This window comes from Shewanella sp. 4_MG-2023 (genome assembly GCF_030548015.1).
In the GTDB taxonomy this organism is placed as follows: Bacteria; Pseudomonadota; Gammaproteobacteria; order Enterobacterales; family Shewanellaceae; genus Shewanella.
In genome coordinates this window covers 47395-65104 of the sequence record NZ_JAUORL010000015.1, presented here as the reverse complement: position 1 = coordinate 65104, position 17710 = coordinate 47395, and the positions used below count along the sequence as shown (strand labels likewise).

Annotated in this window: 16 protein-coding genes; 4 read left to right on the top strand and 12 right to left on the bottom strand. The window is 40.9% G+C overall.

What is annotated here, in order from left to right; genetic code table 11:
* Positions 1-63: 63 nt before the first annotated feature.
* From can to Q4546_RS10235, 9 genes are all read right to left on the bottom strand, one after another.
* Entirely contained in the window at positions 64-678 is a 615-nt protein-coding gene (can, locus tag Q4546_RS10275; RefSeq protein ID WP_102437329.1) for a carbonate dehydratase, read from the bottom strand.
* 190 nt (positions 679-868) lie between these two features.
* A complete protein-coding gene (locus Q4546_RS10270) occupies positions 869-1675 on the bottom strand; it encodes an alpha/beta fold hydrolase (protein WP_102437331.1) in 807 nt (268 codons plus the stop codon).
* Positions 1676-1774: 99 nt separating this feature from the next.
* Positions 1775-2461, bottom strand: coding sequence for a M15 family metallopeptidase (locus Q4546_RS10265; RefSeq protein WP_303446234.1), 687 nt, complete (start codon positions 2459-2461; stop codon positions 1775-1777).
* The gene (gene dapE / locus Q4546_RS10260) at positions 2455-3585 is read right to left on the bottom strand and encodes a succinyl-diaminopimelate desuccinylase (RefSeq protein ID WP_303446233.1); all 1131 of its coding nucleotides are present in this window, start codon (positions 3583-3585) and stop codon (positions 2455-2457) included. The genes Q4546_RS10265 and dapE overlap by 7 nt, the downstream gene beginning before the upstream one ends.
* A complete protein-coding gene (locus Q4546_RS10255) occupies positions 3585-3935 on the bottom strand; it encodes an arsenate reductase (protein WP_102437335.1) in 351 nt (116 codons plus the stop codon). The genes dapE and Q4546_RS10255 overlap by 1 nt, the downstream gene beginning before the upstream one ends.
* Positions 3936-3989: 54 nt before the next feature.
* Positions 3990-4499: a PTS glucose transporter subunit IIA gene (crr, locus tag Q4546_RS10250; RefSeq protein WP_102437337.1), complete on the bottom strand. Its 510-nt coding sequence runs from the start codon at positions 4497-4499 to the stop codon at positions 3990-3992.
* 74 nt (positions 4500-4573) lie between these two features.
* Entirely contained in the window at positions 4574-6268 is a 1695-nt protein-coding gene (gene ptsP / locus Q4546_RS10245; protein WP_303446232.1) for a phosphoenolpyruvate--protein phosphotransferase, read from the bottom strand.
* 25 nt (positions 6269-6293) lie between these two features.
* Complete coding sequence (locus Q4546_RS10240; RefSeq protein ID WP_102437341.1) at positions 6294-6566, bottom strand: HPr family phosphocarrier protein; 273 nt, start codon at positions 6564-6566, stop codon at positions 6294-6296.
* A 102-nt stretch (positions 6567-6668) separates the two neighbouring features.
* Positions 6669-8315, bottom strand: coding sequence for a methyl-accepting chemotaxis protein (locus tag Q4546_RS10235; RefSeq protein ID WP_303446231.1), 1647 nt, complete (start codon positions 8313-8315; stop codon positions 6669-6671).
* A gap of 290 nt (positions 8316-8605) precedes the next feature.
* Between Q4546_RS10235 and Q4546_RS10230 the strand changes: the two genes are divergently transcribed.
* From Q4546_RS10230 to Q4546_RS10215, 4 genes are all read left to right on the top strand, one after another.
* The gene (locus Q4546_RS10230) at positions 8606-9304 is read left to right on the top strand and encodes a DUF3334 family protein (RefSeq protein ID WP_102476631.1); all 699 of its coding nucleotides are present in this window, start codon (positions 8606-8608) and stop codon (positions 9302-9304) included.
* 88 nt (positions 9305-9392) lie between these two features.
* Entirely contained in the window at positions 9393-10433 is a 1041-nt protein-coding gene (locus tag Q4546_RS10225; RefSeq protein WP_102476632.1) for a LacI family DNA-binding transcriptional regulator, read from the top strand.
* Positions 10434-10509: 76 nt separating this feature from the next.
* Complete coding sequence (locus Q4546_RS10220) at positions 10510-11484, top strand: transporter (RefSeq protein ID WP_241905004.1); 975 nt, start codon at positions 10510-10512, stop codon at positions 11482-11484.
* 26 nt (positions 11485-11510) lie between these two features.
* Positions 11511-12452: a DUF808 domain-containing protein gene (locus tag Q4546_RS10215; protein WP_303446230.1), complete on the top strand. Its 942-nt coding sequence runs from the start codon at positions 11511-11513 to the stop codon at positions 12450-12452.
* Positions 12453-12555: 103 nt separating this feature from the next.
* Here the strand turns inward: Q4546_RS10215 and Q4546_RS10210 are convergent, their stop codons facing one another.
* The 3 genes from Q4546_RS10210 to Q4546_RS10200 form a co-directional block, all read right to left on the bottom strand.
* Positions 12556-12909: a DUF805 domain-containing protein gene (locus Q4546_RS10210; protein WP_102437350.1), complete on the bottom strand. Its 354-nt coding sequence runs from the start codon at positions 12907-12909 to the stop codon at positions 12556-12558.
* Positions 12910-13082: 173 nt separating this feature from the next.
* The gene (locus Q4546_RS10205) at positions 13083-15581 is read right to left on the bottom strand and encodes a glycoside hydrolase family 15 protein (protein WP_303446243.1); all 2499 of its coding nucleotides are present in this window, start codon (positions 15579-15581) and stop codon (positions 13083-13085) included.
* 72 nt (positions 15582-15653) lie between these two features.
* Complete coding sequence (locus tag Q4546_RS10200) at positions 15654-17222, bottom strand: MFS transporter (RefSeq protein ID WP_303446229.1); 1569 nt, start codon at positions 17220-17222, stop codon at positions 15654-15656.
* Between the last annotated feature and the right edge of the window lie 488 nt (positions 17223-17710).

Sequence of the window (17710 nt, the reverse complement as noted above, 5' to 3'; positions counted from 1 at the left end):
TAGTTTAATCTCTGTAAAGATTATCTGATCTGCAGAGATGGTTCGTTGGCCATATCAACATTTTTACAGCGCATTATTGGCATGCTCACTATTTACCGTGACATCTAAATCTGTAAGTAGTCCGTTATTAATGCCATATATCCAGCCGTGAATGGCAATTTCTTGGCCTCTGTCCCATGCATCTTGAACAATCGTTGTGCTGGTAACATTGGCAACTTGTTCCATAACGTTTAGCTCGCACAAGCGGTCAAAACGTTGTTGTGGGCTAAGTTGTTCTAGGTTTTTGTTGTGTATGCGGTAAATATCACGAATATGACCTAACCAGTTATCAATCAAGCCTAAACGCTCTTTGCTCATAGCCGCTTTTACACCGCCACAGCCATAATGCCCCACAACCATAATATGTTTTACTTTGAGCACTTCCACAGCGTATTGAATGACAGATAAGCAATTAAGGTCGGTATGGATCACCATATTAGCAATATTACGGTGCACAAATACTTCGCCAGGCATCAAGTCGATAATTTGATTTGAAGGTACGCGGCTATCAGAGCAACCGATCCATAAATATTCAGGATTTTGCTGTTGGGCAAGCTGGGCAAAAAATTCAGGATCTTCCTTACTAATGCGTTCAGCCCAGCGGCGATTATTGTCAAAAAGAGGCTTTAATAATTTCATTTATGCTTTATAACCGTTTTTAAGTTTACTCGGACAAACAGGAGTACTGGTTGCACTATAAATTTTTATTATTATATCAGTATATTGCAATGTACTGTTTAATCTATATAAGGTGATGAAAATGCGTAATTATTATAACTTTTAATCAAGTCGTGCAGCTTATTAGCAGTAACATTAGTTGTTTTAGGCTTTATAAAAAAGCGTGTAAAAGCTGGTTGAATTCGTCTGCCTGTTCTTGATTACACATGTGACCAGCGTTACTGATCTGCAGCTGTTTACTGGCGCTAATACAGTCTTGCATTAAATAGGCTTCTAGCGGCGTTCGCAGTTTATTTTGTGAGCCAACGAGGATTAAACATGGCAGGGTGAATTGCTCTGCTAATTCTAAGCTGTCACGTTTATAAAATACTAACGGCGCAAACAAGGCAAGTTGTTCAATGCGTTGAGCTGATAACCCCATTAGCTGTTGGTTAAAGTTAGCCATTAATGTTTGAGAATCATCGGTTGCAGCAAAAAACTGGCTGCTTATCGTATCGGCGAGTGCTTCACTGCACTGTTTAGCTGCGCAAAGCTCATCAATCCATAATTGGTATTTGGCACTATTAACCTGTGGTTCAAAGCCAATAAAACTGTTGGCTAGGACCAATTTTGAAATCGTTTTAGGTTGGGCTAAGACCATTTCTGCTGCAATAGCGCCGCCGCAACCATTACCAATAACCATACACTGATCAATATTTAAATGGGCTAATAAGGATAAGCAATGCTGAGCGACAGTGACCAAAGATGTGGTGCCACTAGGTAGTGCACCTGATTGACCGTGAGCCCATAAATCAACCGCAATACAGCGATGAGATAGGCTAAATAATTCTATTTGCGGCTGCCATTGTTGACAATCACTGAGGAAGCCGTGGATAAACAAGATGACAGGACCTTGGCCTTGATCAATAAAATGTAGCGGTTGTTCATTAATAGCAAAGGTCTGGCTTTGATTAGGCATGAATGGTCTCAATAAAGGTTAACAATATAAAAATAATCTGCGGATACTATGATAAATTCATCAGATCTAGTGTTTGATACTGATTTAACCGGCTTAAAATCACTTCGGCGCATCTGCAATAAAATACACATAGCGGTCAACTAATTCATCGAGTCGATTTATCAGCGCTGATTTTAATGAGATATTAGAATTAGACAACAGTTGTTTGAGGCTTTTGCGATCGTATTGGGCTAAATAAAGGCTAGATTCAGGAAAATAGCTTAAATGCCAAGGTTCTGGACTCACGCCGCTGCGCCCGGCTTGATAAGGTAAATAAAACCCATATTGTTGAGCATGATGTTGCAACCATACTGAAAGGGCGCCGCAAGGGCCATCAATCAAGTATTCGTCACTAATTAATTTTAGTTGTTGCCGATTTATGTTATTGCCATCATAGACATCAATGTCAGTCCCCCAGTGATGGCGTGATGCGCCGGGTAGGGCAGACCAATTTAAAATCGTATCAACAAGTTGATCGTCAGTGAGGTTTTGACAATCCAATACTTGGTTGTTGAGGTCTAAAAGAATCCGTTTCCCTTGGGCTTTCGCGTTCCAAATTGCTGCTTGTTTAGCAAAATTGCGGTGAGCCGAACAAAGCTCAATGGCAATACCATCAAGGTCTGCGTGTTGCTGCATTTGGCCAAATGCGTCAGCGGTTTTTTGAGTCAGTAAATGCCCTTGTACAGTGACAAGTTGTGATTCGTCCAGCCCATAAAGGGCTGGATTGCTGATATCAACATTTAGCACAAAAGCTTTTCCAATATAGACTCATAGCATAGGGCTAAGACTTCTAAATCTGAGACTTTCACGCATTCATTGACCTTATGAATGGTCGCATTTACCGGACCTAACTCGATAACCTGTGCGCCTGTTGGTGCAATAAAGCGTCCATCAGAGGTGCCACCTGTTGTTTGAGGATCGGTTTCATAACCAGTGACTTCTAAAATCGCGGCTTTAGTGGCTTCAAGCAAGGGTCCGCCGCCGGTTAGAAAAGGCAGGCCGTTAAACACCCAGTCAATTTCATAATTTAATCCATGGGCATCTAAGATGTTGAGCACGCGTTTAATTAGTTCCTCAGCAGTGACTTCTGTTGAATACCTGAAGTTAAACATCACCTCTAGTTCACCTGGAATGACATTGGACGCACCCGTACCACCATTAATATTGGCTATTTGAAAGCTGGTTGGTGGAAAGAACTCATTGCCATTATCCCAATGCATTTGCGCAAGCTCAGCTAATGCGGGTGAGGCTCTATGGATTGGGTTATCTGCAAGGTGCGGGTAGGCAACATGGCCTTGAATGCCATGAACGGTAAGATTACCGGTTAAGCTGCCTCGACGGCCATTTTTTACAATATCACCTAACTTATGGGTCGATGAAGGCTCGCCAACCAATGACCAGGTGATTTTTTCATTGCGAGCTTCAAGGGTATCAATAACGCGAGTGGTGCCATTGATAAATGGGCCTTCTTCGTCACTGGTGATTAAAAATGCAATAGAGCCTTTATGATCGGGATGCTTAGCCACAAAACGTTCGGTAGCAATAGTCATTGCTGCCAGTGAACCTTTCATATCTGCGGCGCCGCGGCCATGAATATAGTCATCTATAACCGTAGGTTCAAAAGGCGGGGTGTGCCATTTATTTAAATCGCCCGCGGGCACAACATCAGTGTGACCAGCAAAACAAAAAACAGGCGCTTCGGTGCCCCGTCTTGCCCACATATTTGTGGTGTCTTCAAATACCATAGGTTCAATGTTAAACCCAGCAGCTTCAAGGCGCTCAGCCATTAAGGTTTGACAACCTTCATCTAATGGAGTCACAGAAGGGCGTGAGATTAACTCTTTGGTTAATGCTAATACGTCTTGAGTCATTAGTTAAACCACGCTTGATAATCTGCTGCTTTAAAGCCAATAAGGATCTTATTATTTTGAATAAGGACGGGACGCTTAATCAAGGTTGGGTGTTCAACCATCAAGCTGATGGCCTTTTGTTTATCTATGCCGTCTTTTTGGGCATCAGTTAAGGCGCGAAAACTGGTGCTACGTTTATTGAATAATAATTCCCAGTCGGTTAATTCAGTCCACTGAGTAATGGTTTTGGCATCGATACCTTGTTCTCTAAAATCGTGAAAGCTAAAAGGTTGGTTTTCTGCTTCTAACCACTTACGGGCTTTACGTACGGTATCGCAATTCTTTATTCCGAAAATAACACTACTACTCATTTTTGTTTGATTTCCCAGTATGGTGGTGTGATAGTCATTATGTTGCTGCTAACGTTATAATTCAACGGTAAATATTACGTCTTTCCCAGCAATTACTGCGCCTTGGGCTTTATCTAAATATTGCACATCTTCCATGTTAGCGAGCACTACAGGGGTTAACAGGCTTTCAACTTGATCGGTTAGATAGTCTAAATCAAATTCTAAAATGGGTTCGCCAACTTTAACTTGTTGGCCTTCTTCTGCGAGTCGTTTAAAGCCATTACCGCGCAATTCGACCGTGCCGACTCCAAAATGCACAAATAGCTCGAGTCCTTGGTGTGACTCAATACTGAATGCGTGGTTTGTTTCAAAAATTTTACCTATGGTGCCGTCAATCGGCGCTAGGATGAATTTTCCTGTTGGGTTAATTGCAAGACCATCGCCGACAATTTTTTCGGCAAAAACTACATCCGGTACTTTCTCGATATCAACTAGCTCGCCAGAAATTGGCGCGTAGACTTTGATCCCACCAGTTAAGGTCGGTTGCCCTGATATTAATCTGCGTATACGGCTTAAAAATCCCATTACATGCAGCCTCTTTTATTATGATTATTTCGATGTTTAAAATAGTTAACGATAACACATCGCTATCGCTGTTATTAATTTAACAATTCGTTGAGCTGGTTAATATGACTTAAGGTTAATGCTTGCTCAGCTTGTTGAGTAAACTGGGCGTAATTGCCGTTACAAATAGTGGCTTTTACATCCAATAAACTGGCACTGTTAACGCTTAACTCATCAATGCCTAAACCCACCAGTAGGCTAATGAGTTTGGGTTCGCTGGCCAATTCTCCGCATAAGCAGACTTTGGTTTGATGCGCTTTACACTCATCCACCGCCATTTTGATAAATTTGATCATTGCAGGTGATACGGGGGGATAATCCTTAACCAGCTCAGGGTTACCTCGATCTGCAGCAAGGGTGTATTGGGTTAAATCATTACTACCAATACTGATAAAGTCTAACTTAGGCAATAGGTGGGGTAAATTTAATATTGCAGCAGGTGTTTCAACCATGATGCCGATATTAATCTCACCAAAGCCTTTTTCCTCTTCAATTAATTGCTGCTTACACCAGTCTATGATTTCAAATGCTTGCTCTAATTCTTCTATTTGATTGACCATAGGAAATAATAGCCGAACTCGGCCATGATTAGCGGCCCGTAACACTGCTTTAATTTGAGTACTAAATAGCGATTTATGTTGCAAACTGTAGCGGATCCCCCGTACGCCCAGTGCCGGATTGTCTTCATAATCTTGACTTAGGCAGGGTATTTCTTTATCTGCACCAATATCGAAGGTACGTATGGTCAGCACCTTTCCATTTAAGCTGTGCAGCGCATCGCAGTATAAATGAAACTGTTGTTTTTCATCAGGTACACTATCCACTTGCATGAGTAAAAACTCTGTGCGGAATAAACCGATCCCCGCAGCGCCCGCATCTTGTATTTGGCTAACATCATTTAAACTACTGACATTAGCGAGTAAGCACACAGGATGGCCATCTTGGGTGATACTGTCTTGGTCCACATACTGTTTTAGTGCTTGGCGTCGTTGAGTTTCTTGTGCTGATTTAAGCTGAAGTTGCTGGGTAATTGATTCAGTGGGATTAATGTGTAATTCACCACTAATGCCATCTAAAATAAGTGGGCTACCATCATTTATATTGAAATTGTCAAACTGACAACTTAGCAGTGCTGGAATACCGGCCGCCTTGGCTAAAATAGCAGTATGGCTGGTAAGCCCACCTGTTTTGAGCACTATGCCTTTAATTTTATTGAGTGGAATAGTGGCAAATTCAGCAGGGGTGAGGTCTTCAGCCAGCAAAATGGCATTTTCAGTTAACTTTGAAACATCCCACAGCAAGGTACCATTTACGGCAGCCATCAACCTTTTGCCTAAGCAAATAACATCATTACTGCGATTAGCCATGTAAGGGTCGTCTAGCTGAGCCAGTTCATCAGCATGTTGAGCAAATACCCGCTCAATGGAAACTTCGGCTGAAAAACGAAAGCGGGTGATATACTTTTTTAGTTCTAAGGCCAAATCATCATCTTGTAATAACATGATGTCAGCATCTATCAGGCTAAAGTGTTCGCTGTCTACGGCAAGGTATTGCTGGCAATCAGTTAAATATTGACTTAGGAAGATAATCGCCTTGGTGGCTTTTTCACATTCTTGTGGGATTTGTGCGACAGGCAATAATCTGTAGTCCACCTTTGAGTGGTGCAGATTAATATGAATAGCTTTACCAAATGCTATTCCTGGTGACACTACAATACCTGATACCGCCATATGACTTCCTGTAAATTTTATCCTACTAACTTAAGGTGATGAGTAATTCAGACACTGTCTCAACGGCTTCTTCTGCTTTATCACCTACGGCAAAGACCTTAACTGATTGACCTAAATATAATCCTAAGGTTTGTAATTTAAACAAACTTTTGGCACTGGCCTGTTTACCATTACATTCGACAATGACATCACAGTCAAAGGTTTTTGCCGCTTTTACTAATAAAGCTGCAGGTCGCGTATGAATGCCATGGGGAGCGATAATGGTAACGGTTTTTTCATAATAGATTCTATCGGACATTGAAGTTACGTTCTTAGCATTAATAATACAAATGATAATAACGCAAACCCGCTAATGTAAGTAGCGGGTTTACGTATTTTTTAGGCTTTAAATTAAAAAAAATTATGTTTTAAACTGACTCAAGGTCTGAGTCACATGTTGGCTGATGTGCTGTAATGACTGCGCGGCTTGGCTATTAGTTTCATTGGATTTAACCGCTACCTCAGTGAGATCTGAAATCGTGGTGATATTACGGCTAATTTCGGCGGTTACATGTGACTGCTCTTCGGTAGCACTGGCAAGTTGCGTGTTCATATCACTGATACTGGCAATCACGGTTAAGATTTCAGTCATGGCTTGTTGCGATTGTATTGCTTTAGTTTGTAATTGCTCAGATTGCAACTGGGTTTCAGTATTACTTGTTATGACATGTTCAACGCCATTGTGGATCTGAGTAATTATTTTATTAATTTCATTGGTAGAGGCTTGGGTACGGGTGGCAAGGGCGCGAACTTCATCGGCAACTACAGCAAAACCGCGACCATTTTCACCGGCCCGCGCAGCTTCAATTGCAGCGTTTAATGCTAATAAATTGGTTTGATCTGCAATGGCGCCAATGGTGTCTAAAATGCTGCTGATTTCAACTGAAGATTTACCTAAATCATGAGTAACGCTTTCAGCATTTTTAAGTTCAGTCACCAGTATTTGGGTTTCATGCACTGTTTGCTGCATAAACTGCTGAGACTGCTGCGCTTGTTGTTTAACGTTGTTGGCACCATCTGCAGCTTGATAGGTGTTTTTCGCCATATCATTGGTGGTGGCTAACATTTGGTTAACAGCAGTGGCAACACTTTGGGTTTCGCGGTGTATTAGCTCCGCGCTTTGGTTGGATTCTTCCACGGCCACCAATAGCTGCTGCGCATCGGTATCAAGCTCAGTACCTAAGGGTTTTAAATTTGCCACCATAGTTGAAATTTTTTCGACGAATGCATTAAAGGCATCGGCCATTTTCGCCACTTCGTCATTACCACTGTTGTTTAAGCGCTTAGATAAATCACCTTCACCTTTTGCGATATCTTCCATGGCAGCAATGGCTGCATTAATAGGTGAAGTGATTGATACATTAAGCAGTAAAAAGAAGCCAAAAATTGGGATGGAGATTATCAACATAATAATTAAGTAATTAATAATCACACTGCCCATACTCTCATTTACATCAGCGGCGCTTGCTTGAGCGATAATGGTCCAGCCCCATTGAGGATAAAAATGCGCTTCAGCCAAAATTGTTGTAACTTTACTCGAATATCCTTCACTGCCTTGATAATCCAAATGGGCAGTTGTGTTTGTTTTAGCTTCAGTGATTAACTCAATAAAGGGCAGGCTGCCATCAGCTGCAATAAATGACTCTGCGCGGCGGCCCAAATTTGACTCGTTAGCTGGAAAACTGATTACGCTGCCTTCTTGGTTGAATACAATATAGGCATCATCTGTCAGGTAGCGGATATCATTGATAATTGAGAGTGCTTGCTCGGCTAATCTTTGATGATCATTAGTGTTATTATCAACTGTTAGCTTGTTGGCGCTCAGTGCATCAAGCATCGATACCGCCGTGGAAACTTGTGCATCAAGTTGTAGATGTTTTTGCTTTAATAAATTGTTGTACTGCTCATTAATCGAGAAGCTGGCAAAAATGACAGTACCAACAGCTGCTAGGCCTAGCATTATAAAAAGGCGTTTTAAAATTGTTAATTGCCGTAAAAAGGAAATCATTTTTGACCTTATGTATTTAGGTAAATATTTATGAGTAAAATATTGTCATAAATTGTTATATAAATAACAATTTATGTGGTTTTTTGTGAGCTAATAACGGTTTCGTACAAAATGATACATTTTTAGGTGGGGAAAGGTTTAATTATATTGATCTAAACCATTAAAAATATTTGCTTATATTGAGCATTTGTTGGTGCGGGTATTTATTTTTGCTAATAAAATGTTTTAGCTTTGATTTGTTCAGTGATAAGCCTAAAATGAAGCAATTTTAAAACAAGGCAAACATTGTTATGAATTCTCTGCAAGTCGTTACTACTGATGATATTTTACTCAAGTTATGTCACTCAGTAACCCATGTCCTCTCAAGCACCAGCGACAGTCAAGTGACTCATGCCGGTATGGTGCAAAACATCACTCGCACCTGTTTAAAACCTGATCTTGGCTGTTTTTCTATATTTGATGGTGGTTTTTCTGGCTTAGTGGTGATCAATTTTACCAAAGAAGCGGCTATAGAAATTTACCGTCGCTACATGCTTAACATGGGCATGCCTGAATCTGAACTAGCCATTTCACATACATCTGATGATGTTGCCAATGTGATGGGCGAATTAATGAATCAAATTTTGGGTAATTTCATTAAAACCATTTCTAAGGAATTACAAACCTCTATCAGTCAAAGCCAGCCTAAAATGTTGACTATCAATAAAGAGCTGACTATATCAATCGATACCAATTTAGATGAGGCCGTATCTCGAAGAGTTACCTTTAGAACGGCAGATAATCATATCTTTTATCTTGAATTTGCCATGGATAAAACGGAGTTTATTAAACTTAAAGAGTTTGCCATGGATGAAGATATAGACCCTGATGCTTTAATTGAAAGCCATGGCAATCGTGTTAACAAGCAGGCAGGTTATTTGGCAGCAACAAGTGCTGCAGTTGCTGTTACAAATGAAGCTGATGATCTGTTAAGTGAATTAGGTTTATAAAAGTAATTAAACGGTGATTGTTAATGTCATTTTAGGTATAAACAATAACAGAGTACCTAAAAAACTATAATAAAGGCGTGATGCGAATATGACATCTAAAGCTACTTCAATTGATATTGCTTACAAAGCAGGTGTATCTCAATCGACTGTTTCTCGTGCGCTGAGAAATAGTCCCTTAGTCAATCTTGAAACAAGGCAACGTATTCAAGCTATTGCGAAAGAACTTAACTATAAAGTGGATAAAAACGCCAGTAATTTACGTACTCAAAATAGTTACACGCTGGCATTATTGATTTGTGAAGATCCCACTAACGATGAATCGTTAATCAATCCATTTTTCTTATCGATGCTAGGCTCTATAACCCGTGCTACGGCGCAGCAAGGTTATGATTTGCTGGTATCTTTTCAGCAGCTTTCTAGCGACTGGCATGCCGATTATGAAGACAGTAATAAAGCCGATGGCATTATTTTATTAGGTTATGGCGATTATGTGGATTATGGGCACAAACTACAAAAGCTGCTGGAGCAAAATACCCATTTTGTCATTTGGGGCGCAGAGCCTAACCACAAAGAAGTGTTATCAATTGGCTGTGACAACCAGCAAGGTGGGGTGATAGCCACAGAGCATATTATCTCGTTAAATAAACAAAACATTGCCTTTTTGGGTGATGCATCTGAGCATAGCCCAGAATTTAGAGACCGTTATCTAGGCCATGTTGATGCATTAAAAAAAGTAGGCATTAAAGCCAATAAAAATATTCAGTTTGATGCCATTAGCACTGAAAGCTCAGGTTTTGATGCGGCCATTAATTTATTGGATAGTGGCCATCCATTTGACGCTATTTTTGCCGCCAGTGATTTAATTGCAATTGGTGCGATACGCGCTTTAAAGCAACGGTGTGTGAGGGTACCTGAAGATATTGTTGTGGTTGGCTATGATGATATACCAGTGGCGAGTTTTGCTAATCCGGCGCTGACGACGGTTAGGCAAAATACAAAATTAGCCGGCGAGATCCTGGTAGAAAGTCTGCTAAAACTCATTCGAGGGAAAGAAGTGGCGCCGCAACTTATTCCGACTAATTTAGTGGTGCGTCAATCATGTGGTACTGCAGAGCAAGATCAAAGCTAATCAGATAAATACTGACGGATTCACACTTGACCAGCTATTATTTCATAGCTGGTTTGAAATTATTATGGATAATAATGTGACATTTAAAGGTGTATTTTTGCTGGTCATTGAGACTCGACACTACTGGCGCCAGTTATTTTACTGGCCATTAAGCTGGCTATTGCTCATCCTCTTACTCATCGTACTGCTACTATTTCCACTATCAATTAAAGCCCAAGACCTTGAACCGAGAAGTTACACCAATATTCCTATTGGCATGCACTTTGTTGCCCTTGGATATTTACACTCTGAAGGGGCATTATCGCCATCTCCTTCAGTTCCTCTCAAAGATGCCCAGCTCACACTTGATGCCGCGGTAGTGGGTTATGCCACAAGCTTTGCTATTGCGGGCCGTTCATCAAAACTAGACGTTTCTGCTTCACGAGTTTGTATGAAAGGCAGTGCAAATTACTTGGGCGAATTTGTAGAAGCTGATCGTTGTGGTTATGGTGATCCTAATGTACGGCTAACATGGAACTTTTACGGCGCTCCAGCCGTTGAAAAAAAAGACTTTGGGCAATATCGTGAAGGACTCGTAATGGGGACAAGCTTACAGCTGAGCATTCCTGTTGGTTCTTATGATGAAACCAAATTGATTAATGCTGGTGCCAACCAATGGGTATTTAGACCGGGCATTGGTATTTCTTATAAAGTAGGCGATTGGTATTACAGTGCCATGGGCTCTGTTCGTTTTTATAGTGATAATGATGAATTTTATAATGAGGTTTTACTTTCAAAAGACCCACAATATACTTTTCAAGGTCACATTATTTACAGTATTGCTCGTGGCCAATGGTTGTCGTTAAGCGGCAATTATTTTGTTGGTGGTGAAACGGATAAAAATGGTATTGATGCGAATGATAGTCAGGATAATTCGCGTTTTGGATTGACTTACTCATTGGCTTTAAATCAGCAACACAGTATTAAAGTGTATGCCAGTACCGGTGTTATTACCCGTATAGGCAATGATTTTGATACCTTTGGACTTGTTTGGCAATATGCTTTTAACTGATTAGTAGAAACGACAAGGAAGCCATTATGGCGGGTGCAAGCTTATTAGTTTTACTCGATGACATTGCAACAATATTAGATGATGTCGCCGCGATGAGTAAAGTCGCGGCAAGAAAAACCGCAGGGGTATTGGGTGATGATTTAGCGCTTAATGCGCAACAAGTGTCTGGTGTTGCATCAGAGCGTGAGTTACCCGTGGTATGGGCGGTAGCCAAAGGCTCTTTTAGAAACAAATTAATTCTAGTCCCGGCCGCTTTACTCATCAGCGCTTTTATTCCTTGGGCAATAACCCCTTTACTGATGTTTGGCGGCATCTTTTTATGCTATGAAGGCTTTGAAAAGGTGCATCATAGTTATGTACATCGTAAAGATAAAAAAGTGTCCGTGGCAGATGAACAAATTGTTGAAAAATCAAAACAAGATTTGGCCGCATTTGAAAAGAAGAAGGTTCAAGGTGCCATTAGAACCGACTTTGTCCTTTCTGCTGAAATTATAGCGATAAGCCTTGGTGTTGTTTCTCAAAGTAGTTTAATGAGCCAGTTTTTAACCTTAAGTGTAATAGCAATAATTATGACTGTAGGGGTGTATGGCTTAGTGGCTGGCATAGTAAAAATTGATGATTTAGGCCTTTACCTTACCCAAAGAAAAGGTGAGGGCACATTAGTAAAAATATGGCACAAAATCGGTTTTTGGCTACTTGCAGCAGCGCCATATCTAATGAAGGGCTTAACCATTATTGGCACCATTGCGATGTTTATGGTGGGTGGCGGCATTTTAACCCATGGGATTCATATCGTAGGTGAACAAATTAGCCATATCGCTGTAATGGCGGGAGAGTTAGCTTATGTTGGCGTGATACTACAAGCTATTACGCCAAGCTTGTTAAACGCATTATTTGGACTCATTGCTGGTGGTGTCACTTTGCTGTTCATAAATGCTGGCTTAAAATTAAAACAGCAATTGAGTTAGTTTCAGGAGTCTGATTTTTGTTTGGGCAAATAAAAAAGCATATTGAAATTCAATATGCTTTTTTTTACTAACTTAGCTTTGTAATCATACTCGTTGTTCGATATTAGGCGTCAGTGTTAACCGCTTTAGGATTGGCGCCATAATCATTGTCTTCCTTACTATCTAAGCAGAAGAAAACAATAAGAGCGATAATACCAACTAGTGGAATTAAACCAATTAATAACCACCAACCAGTTCGATCTGTATCATGAAGACGTCTTACAGAAACAGCAATTCCTGGTATTAAAACAGCGATAGAATATAGTGAATATATAAAAACCGTGCCTAGAGCTTGATCCGCTAACATCAACACGATGCAGAAAATTAAATTAATTAGACCAAACATCCAATACTCTTTGCGTCTTGCTCGTCCTGAAAAATCAAAATATTGTTTTAAAACCTTAATATACCAATCCATGGGTTGTTCCTTAACGTTGTTTGTTTATTGTTTGGTTTGCAACAATTTGTTGCGAGAATAGTATTAACTACTTTAGTCTTACATACCAACAATTAAGCACGATTTTTGGTCTAAGTGGATAAAAAAGCCGCAAATTTTATTTGCGGCTTTTCAATGTATGTAAACCTTTGCGGTTATTTAGCCAGTTTGTCAGCCACGATAGGGTAATAGTCCCATACGGCTTTATCTGTCATAGAGCGAACCAGTTTCACGTATTCTGCGTGTGTCCATGCAAGTGGTGTCGCTGAGTTGGTGCCATCGCCCATCGCGTAGTTATAACGCGTCGGGTTACCCACACCGTCCCAAGCTTGTTCTGGTAACATCATGCCTTCATTGGCAAAGGTTTCCATGCCTTGAACATAGGTGTTTATAAGCGCTTGATGGCTTTCAGTTGTCAGAGTGTCATTGGCTTTAGCTAACGCCAGTTCATAATGACCACGCTCACCGGTAAAGAAAGGCCATACGCGGCCACGTTGGTCTTCAGTATTCCCTTTTTCAGCATAACTTAAACCGCTAGTGATATCTTCGCCATAACCATCGTTACCATAGCGTCTAAAGCCAGGAATTAAACTGCCATCTTTGGCTTTAAATTCGTACTTAACTCTTAGGTTGTGCTCAAGGCTTGTGTCATCAATTAGCATAACGCTGTTTTGAATCACACTGTCATTAGCGACTTTCACGCCGTAACGTACTAGCTCTAAGAAACCGCCATCAAGAATGACTCTTTGATCAAGACCGGGTTTGCCATTGTTATCTAATAACTTGTCGGCATTGTTTGGGTTACCATTTGGGCTGATTCGAACATAATAAGGTTTATTGTCCTGAGTAAGCTCACCCGTTGTCGTCACCATTGTTGATTCAAGACTGGCTTCTAGCTTACGCGCCAGTTGTAGGTATTTATCAGCATCTTCATCTTTGGCCAGCTTAGCTAAATCACTGGCGGCTACCAGCCCAGCAATAACCGCAGCAGTGGTAGAAGGTGAGAAGCCCGCTTGTTCTTCCCAGCGTTCTTGTTGGGTGCTAGGAGGCGTAATACTGGTGTCATTCCAATCTAGTTTTACATTGCCGCCAGTGACCAAGAATTCTGCCGCAGGTTTAAGCATGTCGCTATACCATTGACTGATTTCTGCATCAGTTAATACGCCCGTTTGCCATAATTTCCAACCAAGCATAATTGGCATTGCCGTTTGATCAAGCTGGACGCCAACCCATTCAATTTCACCATCAACATGGGTTTTTTGTAAAAACCAGCCAGGTGTACCGACATATTCAGGTGTTTGTTGGCTGACTTGTACTTTCTTTAAATATTCAAAAGCCACTTTTGGGGTTTGTGTGTCACCCATGGCTAAAAATGCCATGGCGCACTGATAAAAATCACGCGGCCATACCGCTTTATAACCGGTGCTACCCACCTTTGCAGAAACACTGTCTCCCCAAGGGTTAGACAGTGAAGCGATTAATGCGCCTGCGTGGGTTTTATCTTCTTGAGCTTTTAACACAAGAGCACTGGTATAAAGCAATTGACCGTTATCAGTGGTATTAACACTCATGTCGTTTAATACCGGTAACGAACTTAAATAGTCTTTCCAGCCGACATGTTTGTCATCGCCAAGATAAGCACTTAATACCTTGTCATAGCCGCTAGTCAATGTGGCATCGACATTGGCTAAACTGCTTTGCTTATCATGACCAAAGCCGATAGCAATATTCATTTCTAGGGTATTGTTATCTGCTGATTTGCTTAAGGTTGGATATTGAGCAGTAAGCGCAACATTGCCAATAACACTGTTATCACTGCTGGTGGTGTTATAGAGGTTATTGAGCTGACCGTTGTCTTTTAGATCAACTAATCCATCAGATTTACCGACAAAACCGGCACTGGCTTGAGTAAATTCTACATCAGATTTGATGGTCATTACTGATGAGTCAGCATTATTGGTGTATGCCACTAACGCGCCATTTTCAATACTGGCGATATCATTGGCGCCACTATTATCTACATGTGGATTGGCATATAAGTGTGGGGTAATGCCGTCAGCAAAAGCGGTAAAGATAACTTTCATCATCATGCTGTCACGGTTTGGATCGGTAAAAATATGCTTTTCAATTTGGTACTGGCCATTTTTAGCTTTATTAATCACTTTATAAGCTAATGATAATGGACGGCCTTGATCATCTTGATGTAAATATTCGATGCTACTGATGGTGTCTTGTTTTTCAGTATCAACAAAGCCATCACCAGTAATGATGAATTGCATTTCTTTCAATTGAGCATTGTGGATCAAGCCATACATGGTTTCAGTAAGCACACCTTGGGCTATGGAAAACCAGACTTTACTCACTGGGTTGTCTGCTGTGCTTTGGTATTGACCGTTTACATAAGGCTCATAAGAGGTGCCAATACCAGTCTTACCAGAAAATGCCCAGGTTGGATCGATACCCGGAGCGCCGGGGGCGACTTGCTTAATGGTGGTGATCTCAGCCGCTGTTTCAATGGTTTGTTCTGGTGCTACTTCAGCGTCAGAGCAGGCTGATAATGCCAGTAATGAACCCGTTACAACAGCAGTATTGATCGCCTTAGCGACAAATGACTTTTTAAAACAAATTGTTTGTGAGTTATTAATATTTAACATTGCGTTCATGAATAACGTTCCCCAAATATTTTTAAATAATTTTTATAACTTAATGAGTTTTTGATTTTCTGTTTAAGCTTGTGAGCTGGGTTGATCGACAAATAACACCGCAATACCGGCAATAATCATAAATACCCCACCAGTAATTAGCGCAAAAATGGGTTCACCATCGAATAAGCCATTTAAAATAACACCTAAAACACTTGCTGCAAGTAACTGTGGAATAACAATAAAGAAGTTAAAAATACCCATAAATACACCCATCTTTTTAGGCGGTAATATGCCTGATAGCATGGCATAAGGTACGGATAAGATAGAGGCCCAAGCGATGCCGACACCAATCATTGGGATCCATAACATTTGTGGGTCTTTAATAAAGTAAAAGCTAATTAGCCCTAGTCCACCGAGTGTTAAGTTGATGGTGTGAGTAAATTTAATCCCTACGGCTTTAGCTAAAAAAGGAATCATCACAGCAGCAAGGGCGGCAAACCCATTGTATGAAGCGAATAACATCCCGACCCAGTCAGCGCCGTCGTTATAAGCTTGTGAAACAACATCAGAGCTGCCGTAATGATAAGAGGTCACCGCTGAGGTGGTATAAATCCACATGGCGAAGAGTGCAAACCATGAGAAAAATTGTACTATAGCCAGTTGATGCATGGCTTTAGGCATATGAAATAAGTCATCAACGACGTTAAATACCATACCTAAAGAGTCACGTTTTTTACCCTTGACCCCAGCAAGTACCTTAGCGCAATAGAGTTGTAATGGGCCAAAAGCAAAGATGCCAATACTAAGAATAAACAACTGTTTATCCCAACCGAGTCCATAAACTAAGCCTGTGAATATCGCGCCAAATCCCATCCATAACATCGACGCTTTTTTATATTGCGTAGCGGTGCGGCTGCGAGTTTCATCAATACGGTCTTCTTGCTTAGTGGCTTCTTCATGTGCATGGAAGGCATTGATTTCTTCTGGCGAATATTCTTTGGTGCTAACAATGGTCCAACCCACAGCTAAGAATAATACTGCGCCACCAAAATAGAAGGCATAGCGAACTGAGTCGGCAATTTCACCCGCTGGGGCTGTATTGGCAACATCAAAGTAATTAGTGAGGATATAAGGTAGTGCTGAAGCGACAACGGCGCCAATGCCGATAAAGAAGCTTTGCATGGCATACCCTTGAGTGCGTTGACTCTTAGGTAAGTTATCGCCAACAAAAGCACGAAACGGCTCCATAGCGATATTGATTGATGCATCCATAATCCACAACATACCCGCTGCAATCCACAGCGTAGGAGAGTGCGGCATGACAAATAACGCTAGTGTGGTAAAGATTGCACCAATCAGAAAATAGGGACGACGACGGCCAAGTCCATTCCAGGTGTTATCACTTAAATAACCGATAATTGGCTGGACTATCAATCCTGTCAAAGGCGCGGCAATCCAAAGAATGGGAATTTCATCAATCTCAGCCCCTAGGGTTTGGAAAATACGGCTGACATTGGCATTTTGCAGTGCAAAACCGAATTGGATCCCCAAAAAACCAAAACACATATTAAAAATTTGCCAGAAATTGAGTTCTGGCTGCTGACGCTGCTGAGTATTTGTCGATTTTTGACTCATCGTATCGGTAGACATGTATCTTCCTTTTTATAGGTCGTTCAACTTCATGGCTGAACTCTTATTATTACGTTTGCTAATGTACTAGGAAAAAAAATGGCGAATACACATCTCCCTTAGACGGGTATTCGCCAAAGACCTGGTTTGAACTCCAAAAAGGCTGAAGTTAAAAAGGTACTTAAAACCTGACACAATCCGATGAAGGTGATGCGCCAGTAACGACCTAGCCCATTTCATCCACACAAGCAGAGGAGAAATTTAGCAGGTTTCATATTAGCCTTGTGACGGATTTAGGTACAACCAATTACATACGTATTCATCATTTATGCACAACCAAAGGTGATCATATTTGTAACAGGTAAGGGGTGAATCGCGCATTAACCGATATTTGGTAGGTCAATGTAAATGAACAAAAACCTGATGGCAATGAACACAAAAAGTGAACATTGCAATACATCAGATTTTATTGGGGGAAAATTGTTGTGTTTTGTCTTTAAAGCGCTTTA

Excerpts from the sequence above, each read along its gene's own strand:
- dapE (WP_303446233.1), bottom strand. The coding sequence starts at position 3,585 with ATGACTCAAGACGTATTAGCATTAACCAAAGAGTTAATCTCACGCCCT.
- Q4546_RS10235 (WP_303446231.1), bottom strand. The coding sequence starts at position 8,315 with ATGATTTCCTTTTTACGGCAATTAACAATTTTAAAACGCCTTTTTATA.
- Q4546_RS10270 (WP_102437331.1), bottom strand. The coding sequence starts at position 1,675 with ATGCCTAATCAAAGCCAGACCTTTGCTATTAATGAACAACCGCTACAT.
- Q4546_RS10255 (WP_102437335.1), bottom strand. The coding sequence starts at position 3,935 with ATGAGTAGTAGTGTTATTTTCGGAATAAAGAATTGCGATACCGTACGT.
- Q4546_RS10240 (WP_102437341.1), bottom strand. The coding sequence starts at position 6,566 with ATGTCCGATAGAATCTATTATGAAAAAACCGTTACCATTATCGCTCCC.
- crr (WP_102437337.1), bottom strand. The coding sequence starts at position 4,499 with ATGGGATTTTTAAGCCGTATACGCAGATTAATATCAGGGCAACCGACC.
- Q4546_RS10215 (WP_303446230.1), top strand. The coding sequence starts at position 11,511 with ATGGCGGGTGCAAGCTTATTAGTTTTACTCGATGACATTGCAACAATA.
- Q4546_RS10225 (WP_102476632.1), top strand. The coding sequence starts at position 9,393 with ATGACATCTAAAGCTACTTCAATTGATATTGCTTACAAAGCAGGTGTA.
- ptsP (WP_303446232.1), bottom strand. The coding sequence starts at position 6,268 with ATGGCGGTATCAGGTATTGTAGTGTCACCAGGAATAGCATTTGGTAAA.
- Q4546_RS10230 (WP_102476631.1), top strand. The coding sequence starts at position 8,606 with ATGAATTCTCTGCAAGTCGTTACTACTGATGATATTTTACTCAAGTTA.
- can (WP_102437329.1), bottom strand. The coding sequence starts at position 678 with ATGAAATTATTAAAGCCTCTTTTTGACAATAATCGCCGCTGGGCTGAA.
- Q4546_RS10200 (WP_303446229.1), bottom strand. The coding sequence starts at position 17,222 with ATGTCTACCGATACGATGAGTCAAAAATCGACAAATACTCAGCAGCGT.
- Q4546_RS10210 (WP_102437350.1), bottom strand. The coding sequence starts at position 12,909 with ATGGATTGGTATATTAAGGTTTTAAAACAATATTTTGATTTTTCAGGA.
- Q4546_RS10205 (WP_303446243.1), bottom strand. The coding sequence starts at position 15,581 with ATGTTAAATATTAATAACTCACAAACAATTTGTTTTAAAAAGTCATTT.